Raw genomic sequence first — 7,444 nt, forward strand, 5'->3', positions numbered from 1 at the left:
CCTGGAGCCGGAGCAGGGCTGGATCCCGTTCTTCTTCGTCGACCCCGCCGCCCGCGGACGCGGCCTCGGCCGACGGCTGCTGACCGACGCCCTCGACTGGCTGCACGGCCACGGCCGCACCCGGGTGGACTTCGCCTCGTACACCCCGAACTACCTCCTGCCCGGCCTGGACACCGCCACCTACCCGGAGGCCGCCGGGCTCCTCGCCTCGCTGGGCTTTCGCACGCTGTACGAGGCGGCGGCGATGGACCGCGGCCTGGTCGGCTACCGCCTCCCGGACGAGGTCGCCCGCCGCCGGGACGACCTGACCGCACGCGGCTACCGGTTCGCCACTCCGGCGGACGACGACCTGGTGGACCTGATCGCGCTCGCCGGGAGCCGCTTCCACGCCGACTGGGCCCGCGCCATCCGCGAGTGCTGCGCCGCGGGCACCCCACCGGACCGGATCGTCATCGCCCGCGACCCCTCCGGCCGGCTGGCCGGCTGGGCGATGCACGGGGCGTACGAGGCGGCCACCGAGCGGTTCGGCCCCTTCGGGGTGCGCGAGGAACAGCGCGGCACCGGCCTCGGCAAGGTCCTCCTCCACCTGGTCCTGGAGCGGATGCGGGCGCACGGCGCGCACGGCGCCTGGTTCCTGTGGACCGGCGAGGACTCCCCGGCGGGCCACCTGTACCGCGCGGCCGGCTTCACCACGACCCGGGTGTTCCGCGTACTGCGCCGCGAGGCCGCCCGGTGACGCCGAGCCGCCGCCACTTCGCGCTCGCCCTCCCCTCGGCGCTGCTCGCCGCCGGCTGCGCCGCCCCCCACCGGGGCACCGGACGGCCCGGCGACCCCATCGTCCTCACCCTGCTCTCCCACTACGCGAGCGGCACGCTCCACCAGGCCCTCCAAGGCCCGGTCGACGAGTGGAACGCCACCCACGACCGGGTCAAGGTACGCACGCGGGCCGTCGACTTCACCGACCTGCTGACCACGTTCATGGTCCGGCAGGCCGCGGGCCAGGGCGCCGACATCCTCCACCCGTACTGCCTGTGGAACGGCCAGCTGGTGCGCGCCGGGGTGCTGCGGCCCGCGCCGCCCGAACACGCCGAGCTGATCCGGCGCGACTACGGCGAGGCCGCCGTCGGCGCCGTGACGGTGGACGGCACGGTCTACGGCTATCCCACCGAGGCCCAGACGTACGCCCTCTACTACAACCGGCGGCTGCTGCGCGCGGCCGGCGCCGACGGCCCGCCGGCCACCTGGCCCGAGCTGGAGGAGGCCGCCTACCGCACCACCCGCCGCGACCGGTACGGCAACCCGCTCGTCCAGGGGTTCGGGCTGTCGGCGAACGACGACGCCACCACCGTCGGCCAGACCCTCGCCCTGCTGCACGCCGCCGGCGGACGCTTCGTCACCCCCGACGGCAGGTCCACCGCCATCGACTCGCCGGCCGGCCGCGCCGTGCTCACCCTGGAACACCGGCTCGTCACCCGCGGGGCGAGCGCCCCGGCCGTCAACGTCTACCAGGCCTTCCCGTCCGGCCAGGTGGCCATGGTGATCGGCGCCGGCTGGTGGACCGGCAGCCTCAGGCCCCTGATGGGCGGCGACTACCGGGACGTCGGCGTCGCACCCGTGCCCGTGCCCGCGCCGGGCACCCGGCCCGCCACCCTCGCCACCGGCTTCATGCTGGGCGTCAACACGGCCAGCCGGCACCCGCGCGAGGCCTGGGAGTTCCTGCGCTGGCTCAACACCGACCGGGTGGCCGCGCGCGAGGGCGCCGCGGTCACCCGGATGAGCGCCCTGCAGGTGTCCGTCGGCTCGCTCACCGCCCGCGCCGACGACATGCGCGCGCTCCTCGGCTCCGGCGGCGACCCGAACCTGCGCCCGTTCCTGGACGCGCTGGACTACGCCGTGCCGGAGCCGAACGGGCCGGGCGCGGCCCGCGCCAAGACGCTGCTGCGCAAGAACATCGAGGCGCTGTGGACCGGCCGCCAGTCGGTCGAGGAGGCGCTGCGCACCACCCGCCGCCAGGTCGACCAGGAGGTGTCCCGGCCATGGTGAACGTCCTGACCCCGCAGACGCCCGAGCGGGCGCCGGGACCGGTACCCGCCGCCCCCGCCGGTCACGGCCGCCGCCGGGGCCGCCACCGCGAGACGGCCGTCGCCTACCTCTTCCTGGCCCCGGCGCTGCTGTTCTTCGCGGTCTTCCTGCTCCTGCCGCTCGGCTTCGCGCTGCTGCTGTCGGTCTCCCGCTGGACCGGCTTCGACCTCGGCGCGATCGAACCGGTGGGCCCGGACAACTTCGCCGCCCTCTTCGCCGACGGGTCGACGTTCCTGGTGCCGGTCCTCACCAACACGCTGCTGTTCGCGCTGGGCACCGTGACCCTGGCCCTCACCGGCTCGGTGGTCGTCGCCACGTGCGTGGACCGGCTGCGGTTCCAGGGGCTGTGGCGCACCCTGTACTTCCTGCCGATCGTCACGACCGTCGTCGCCGTCGGCAACGTCTGGAAGTACATGTACGAGCCCGGCGGGCTGGCCAACGGCGTCCTCAACGCCCTCGGGCTCGGCTCGGTGGCGTTCCTCCAGGACCCGGACACCGCGCTGCCCTCGGTCGTGGTCGTCCAGGCCTGGGCCTCGCTCGGCTCGGCGATCCTCGTGCTGACCGCCGGGCTGAAGTCCATCCCCGCCTCCTACCACGAGGCCGCCGCGCTGGACGGCGCCGGGCCCGGCACCGTCTTCCGGCGGATCACCCTGCCGCTGCTGCGGCCGTCCCTGCTGTTCGTGTGCGTCACCCAGTTCCTCACCGGCCTGCAGTCCTTCGCGCTGATCACCGTGATGACCCGGGGCGGCCCGGGCGATGCCACCAACGTGGCCGCGCTGGAGATGTACCGGCGGGCCTTCGACCACGGCGACTGGGGCACGGCGAGCGCCGCCGCGTTCGTGCTGTTCGCCGTGGTCCTCGTGGTCACCCTGGCCCAGTTGTGGGTCTTCCGCCGGGCGGGGGAGGACGCGTGAGGCGCCGCTTCCCGTGGCTGTCGTACCTGGTCGTGGCGGTCGGCGCGCTACTCACGGTGGTGCCGTTCCTGGACATGGTGATGACGTCCTTCAAGGGGCCCGGCGAGGCGGGCACGCTGCCGTACCGGTTCCTGCCGAAGACGTTCGCGCTGTCCAACTACCGTGCGGCGATCGGCCAGCTGAACCTGCCGGTGCTCTTCCGCAACAGTGTGGTCGTCACCGCCGTGGTCACCGTGTCGGTGCTGCTCACCTCGTCGCTCGCGGGGTACGCGCTGGCCAGACTCCGCTTTCCGGGACGGGACCTGGTCTTCCGGCTGGTGCTGTCGACCATGATGTTCCCGCCGTTCCTCTTCCTCGTCCCGCGCTTCCTGATCCTCGTCCACTGGCCGCTGGCGGGCGGCAACGACCTGCTCGGGCGCGGTGGCGCGGGCCTGACCGTCAGCGTCGTGGCCCTCGCCGTGCCGTTCCTGGTCAACGGCTTCGGTATCTTCCTGACCCGCCAGTTCATGCTGTCCCTGCCCGACGAGGTGCTGGAGGCCGCCCGCATCGACGGGGCCGGCGAGTTCACGGTGTGGTGGCGGATCGTGGTCCCGCAGACCAAGCCGGTCCTGGTGACCCTCGGCCTGCTGACCTTCGTCGACGCCTGGAACGAGTACATCTGGGCCCTGCTGATCTCCACCGCCAACCCGGACCTGATGACCCTGCCGGTCGGCGTCCAGCTGCTGCGCGACCACGTCGACCCGGCCCGTACGATGCCCGTCGTCATGGCCGGTCTCGTGCTGAGCGTCCTGCCGGTGCTGGTGCTGTTCCTGCTGCTGCAGAAGCACTACATCCGCGGCGTCATGCTCAGCGGCCTCAAATAACGATTCGCGTCCTGCGCGCATCACGGCCCGGACACACCGCCGTCCGCGATCTCGACGCCGGTCACCGGCCGGACCACCATGGGGGAGCGGTCGAGGACGAGAGGAGCTGTGCGCACATGGGGGTGAGCGACGCGCCCTTGCGCGTCCTGGCCGTGGACGACGAACGACCCGCGCTCGACGAACTGCTGTACCTGCTGGGCGAGGACCCCCGGGTCGGCACGGCCGTGCCCGCGCGGGACGCCACCCAGGCGCTGGGCCGGCTGAACGACGCCCTCGGCCGGGACCCGGACGGCCCGGAGGGCTTCGACGTCGTCTTCCTCGACATCGGCATGCCCGGCCTGAGCGGCCTCGAACTCGCCCGCACCCTCGGCGGCTTCTCCGCACCGCCACTGATCGTCTTCGTCACCGCCTACGAGGACTTCGCCGTGCGCGCCTTCGACCTCAAGGCGGTGGACTACCTGCTCAAACCGCTGCGCAAGGAGCGCTTCGCCGAGGCCGTACGGCGCGTCGCCGAACTGGTCCGGGCAGGTCAGGGCCCCCGCCCGGCCGGCCCCCCGGCACCCGCGCCCGCCGCACCCGGCACCGGCGGCCACGTGCCCGTGGAACTCGGCGGGGTGACCCGGTTCGTGCCCCTCGCCGACATCACCCACGTCGAGGCGCAGGGCGACTACGCGCGGCTGCACACCGGCGAGGGCAGCCATCTGGTGCGGATCCCGCTGTCCACCCTGGAGGAACAGTGGCGCGCGCACGGCTTCGTACGGATCCACCGCAGCCGGCTGGTCGCCCTCGGCCGGATCGAGGAACTCCGGGTCGAGGGCGGCAATCTGACGGTCCGCATCGGTGACCGGACGCTCGCCGTCAGCCGCCGCAACGCCCGCGACCTGCGCGACCTGCTCACCGGCCGCGCCACGGGCCGGGCACGCTGAGCGCGCGTCCTCAACTCCCGCGCCGGGGTGTTAGGTTGGCCCCATGGACGCAGGTCACCTCGCCCGGGCGGAGACGGACGGTCCCCCGGCGCCCCCCACGCGGCACGGCACGTTCTCCGTCGGCATGGACTTCACGGTGCCCCGCGCCGAGGTCTTCCGCGGCTTCGCCGAACCCTCCCTGCGCGCCCGCTGGTTCCGGCTCCCCGGCCCCTCCGGCACCGCCGGACACGAGCTGGACTTCCGGGTCGGCGGCGGCGAGAGCGCCCACAACGTCTTCGTCTCCGGCGACACCGAGGAGCGCCTCGCCTACCGCTCCCGCTTCCTGGACATCCTCCCCGACACCCGGATCGTGTACGTCTACGAGGCCGAGGTCGACGGCGCCCGCCGCTGGATCTCCCTCGTCACCGTCGAACTCTCCGACGAGGGCGCCGGCTGCCGTCTGACCTGGACCGAGCAGTACACCTGGCTCGTGCCCACCGGGGACGGCGAACAGGACGCCGCCCATCTGCGCGGCGGCACCCGCCTGCTGCTCAACGGCCTGTCCACGGTGGTGAACCCGGACCGCCACCTCGGCCTCGCCCACCGCCCGGCGCCGTAGCGGCGGCGCCGGCTCACAGCCGCACGCGCAGATGGCGGGGGCCGCGCAGCATGGCGTTCTGCCGGTACGGCGGCGGGTCCTCGACCAGCCGGGCCGTCTCGAGCCGGGGCAGCAGCGCACCCAGCGCGGTCTGGGCCTCGATACGGGCGAGCGGTGCGCCGTAGCACAGGTGGATGCCGCTGCCGAAGCCCAGGTGCTCGTTGTCCGGGCGGTCGGGCACGAACCGGTCCGGCTCGGAAAAGCGCCGCGGGTCGCGGTTGCCGGAGGCCAGCGCCAGCATCACGGAGGTGCCCGCGGGGATCGTGGTGCCGGCCACCTCGACGTCCACCAGGGGCACCCGCTCGCGCAGGTGGACCGGCGGCTCGTAGCGCAGCAACTCCTCCACCGCGCGCGGCAGCAGACCCGGCTCCCGGCGCAGCCGCTGGAGGACCTCCGGCCCGCGCAGCAGGGTCAGCACCCCGTTGGTGATCAGGTTCACCGTGGTCTCGTGCCCCGCGATGAGCAACAGCGAGGCGGTCACCGTGAGTTCCCGCGGGGTGAGCCGCAGCGACGGATCGGGCTCGTTGACGAAGGCGGAGAGCATGTCGTCCGTCGGTTGTCCGCGCCGCCGCTCGGCCAGGTCCAGCAGGTACTCCCGCAATTCGGCCCCGGCTTGGTCACCGGCCCGCTCCACCTCGGTGGTGTCCTCGCCCGGCCGGATGTCGGCGGTCGCCACCAGGGCGTCGGACCAGGCCCGGAACCGCGGCTCGTCCTCGCGCGGCACGCCGAGCAGCCGGCAGATCACGATGACGGGCAGCGGGTAGGCGAAGTCGTCCACGATGTCGACCGGCCGGTCCGCGGGCAGGTCCGCCAGCAACTCCTCGGTGATCCGGGCGATCTCCCCGCGCATGGCGTCGACCCGGTGCGGGCTGTGCGGCGGGCCGAACGGCCGCATGGCCAGGGTGCGCAGCCGGTGGTGCTCGGGGTCGTCGAGCCGCAGGAACGACGCCTCCCGCGTCCCCTCGTACGGTGCCGGCGCGGTGCGGGACCGCTCGTCGGCGCTGATCCGGGGGTCGTGCAGCAGTGCGGCGATCTCGTGGTAGCCGCCGACCAGGAAACCGCCGTCGTCCTGCCGCACCACCGGCCCCGCCGCGCGCAGCTCCGCGTACAGCGGATAGGGGTCGGGGCGGCTCGTGTAGTCGGTGATCCGGGCCAGCAGGGTGCCGGGGTCCATGGCGGCTCCTCGTGGTCGGGCGGGACGCGGGTCAGCCGGTCGGCCGCACCACCATCAGCCGGCGGTCGGGCAGATGACCGGTGAGCGCCACGACGGGTTCGTGGGACAGCCCCCTGGGGTCCGGCACGTCCGAGGGGACCGGGATCTCGGCCGTCAGCGCGCGGTCCGCCGCGCCGGGCGGGGGCGGGAACGGGGCGGCGGTCTCGATCAGGTGCCGGTAGTAGTCGACCGACTTGGCCATGTCGACGGTGACCGCGGCGGTGATCCGCCCCCGGTAGCCGTAGGCCATCGCCAGCCGGCCCGCCTCCAGCGAGCCCTGGGCGATGACGACGTGGTCGGAGTAGGTCGGCACGCCCACCGACTTGATGTTCCGCCCGAACTGGGTGGACCAGAACACCGGAAGGGACAGGTGCGGTCGGCGCAGCGGTCCGGGACTGACCATGTTGTGGGCCGCCACCTCGGCCTGGGCGACCGCGTTCCCCCAGTGCTCCAGCGAGAGCATCTGGTAGCCGAACAGCGGGTGCGGGAACCGGGAGACGTCCCCGGCCACGAAGATGTCGTCGGTGACGATCCCGTATCGGGTGAAGGCCCGGCAGCCCGCGTCGCAGGCGATCCCGCGCGGACCCGCCGCCAGCCCCGACTCCGCCAGCCACTCCACATTGCGCACCGCGCCCAGCGCCACCACGCACAGGTCCGCCTCGACGCGGGTCCCGTCGGACAGGTCCGCCCCGGTGAACCGGCCGGCGCCGTCGCCGAGCAGCGCGGTCACCGTCACCCCGCAGCGCAGGTCCACGCCGTGCTCGCGGTGCATCAGGGCGGCGAGCCGCGACAGCGTCCCGCCGAACGCG

General features: G+C 73.8%; 8 protein-coding genes. 6 read left to right on the plus strand and 2 right to left on the minus strand.

From position 1 onward, the window contains the following. The 6 genes from H5J33_RS17365 to H5J33_RS17390 all read left to right on the plus strand — a co-directional run. A partial coding sequence (locus H5J33_RS17365) for a GNAT family N-acetyltransferase (RefSeq protein ID WP_181795834.1) occupies positions 1 to 736 on the plus strand: 736 nt, incomplete at its 5' end. Further along, entirely contained in the window at positions 733 to 2,043 is a 1,311-nt protein-coding gene (locus H5J33_RS17370; RefSeq protein ID WP_181795835.1) for an ABC transporter substrate-binding protein, read from the plus strand. The genes H5J33_RS17365 and H5J33_RS17370, both read left to right, overlap by 4 nt. Beyond that, a complete protein-coding gene (locus H5J33_RS17375; RefSeq protein ID WP_181795836.1) occupies positions 2,037 to 2,996 on the plus strand; it encodes a carbohydrate ABC transporter permease in 960 nt (319 codons plus the stop codon). The genes H5J33_RS17370 and H5J33_RS17375 overlap by 7 nt, the downstream gene beginning before the upstream one ends. After that, the gene (locus H5J33_RS17380) at positions 2,993 to 3,859 is read left to right on the plus strand and encodes a carbohydrate ABC transporter permease (RefSeq protein WP_181795837.1); all 867 of its coding nucleotides are present in this window, start codon (positions 2,993 to 2,995) and stop codon (positions 3,857 to 3,859) included. The genes H5J33_RS17375 and H5J33_RS17380 overlap by 4 nt, the downstream gene beginning before the upstream one ends. Positions 3,860 to 3,975: 116 nt before the next feature. Next, positions 3,976 to 4,785, plus strand: a complete 810-nt coding sequence (locus H5J33_RS17385) for a LytTR family DNA-binding domain-containing protein (RefSeq protein ID WP_181795838.1) — start codon at positions 3,976 to 3,978, stop codon at positions 4,783 to 4,785. A gap of 43 nt (positions 4,786 to 4,828) precedes the next feature. Beyond that, the gene (locus H5J33_RS17390) at positions 4,829 to 5,383 is read left to right on the plus strand and encodes an SRPBCC domain-containing protein (protein ID WP_181795839.1); all 555 of its coding nucleotides are present in this window, start codon (positions 4,829 to 4,831) and stop codon (positions 5,381 to 5,383) included. A gap of 13 nt (positions 5,384 to 5,396) precedes the next feature. On the opposite strand, the gene H5J33_RS17395 is transcribed toward H5J33_RS17390, so the two are convergent. After that, entirely contained in the window at positions 5,397 to 6,596 is a 1,200-nt protein-coding gene (locus H5J33_RS17395) for a cytochrome P450 (RefSeq protein ID WP_181795840.1), read from the minus strand. A gap of 31 nt (positions 6,597 to 6,627) precedes the next feature. Then, a partial coding sequence (locus H5J33_RS17400; protein ID WP_181795841.1) for an FAD-dependent oxidoreductase occupies positions 6,628 to 7,444 on the minus strand: 817 nt, incomplete at its 5' end.

The organism is Streptomyces sp. WELS2, from assembly GCF_013870595.1.
Lineage (GTDB): Bacteria > Actinomycetota > Actinomycetes > Streptomycetales > Streptomycetaceae > Streptomyces.

What these genes read in the sequence shown, in the direction of transcription:
- H5J33_RS17385 (WP_181795838.1), top strand. Translation starts at nt 3,976, where the DNA reads ATGGGGGTGAGCGACGCGCCCTTGCGCGTCCTGGCCGTGGACGACGAA.
- H5J33_RS17375 (WP_181795836.1), top strand. Translation starts at nt 2,037, where the DNA reads ATGGTGAACGTCCTGACCCCGCAGACGCCCGAGCGGGCGCCGGGACCG.
- H5J33_RS17390 (WP_181795839.1), top strand. Translation starts at nt 4,829, where the DNA reads ATGGACGCAGGTCACCTCGCCCGGGCGGAGACGGACGGTCCCCCGGCG.
- H5J33_RS17395 (WP_181795840.1), bottom strand. Translation starts at nt 6,596, where the DNA reads ATGGACCCCGGCACCCTGCTGGCCCGGATCACCGACTACACGAGCCGC.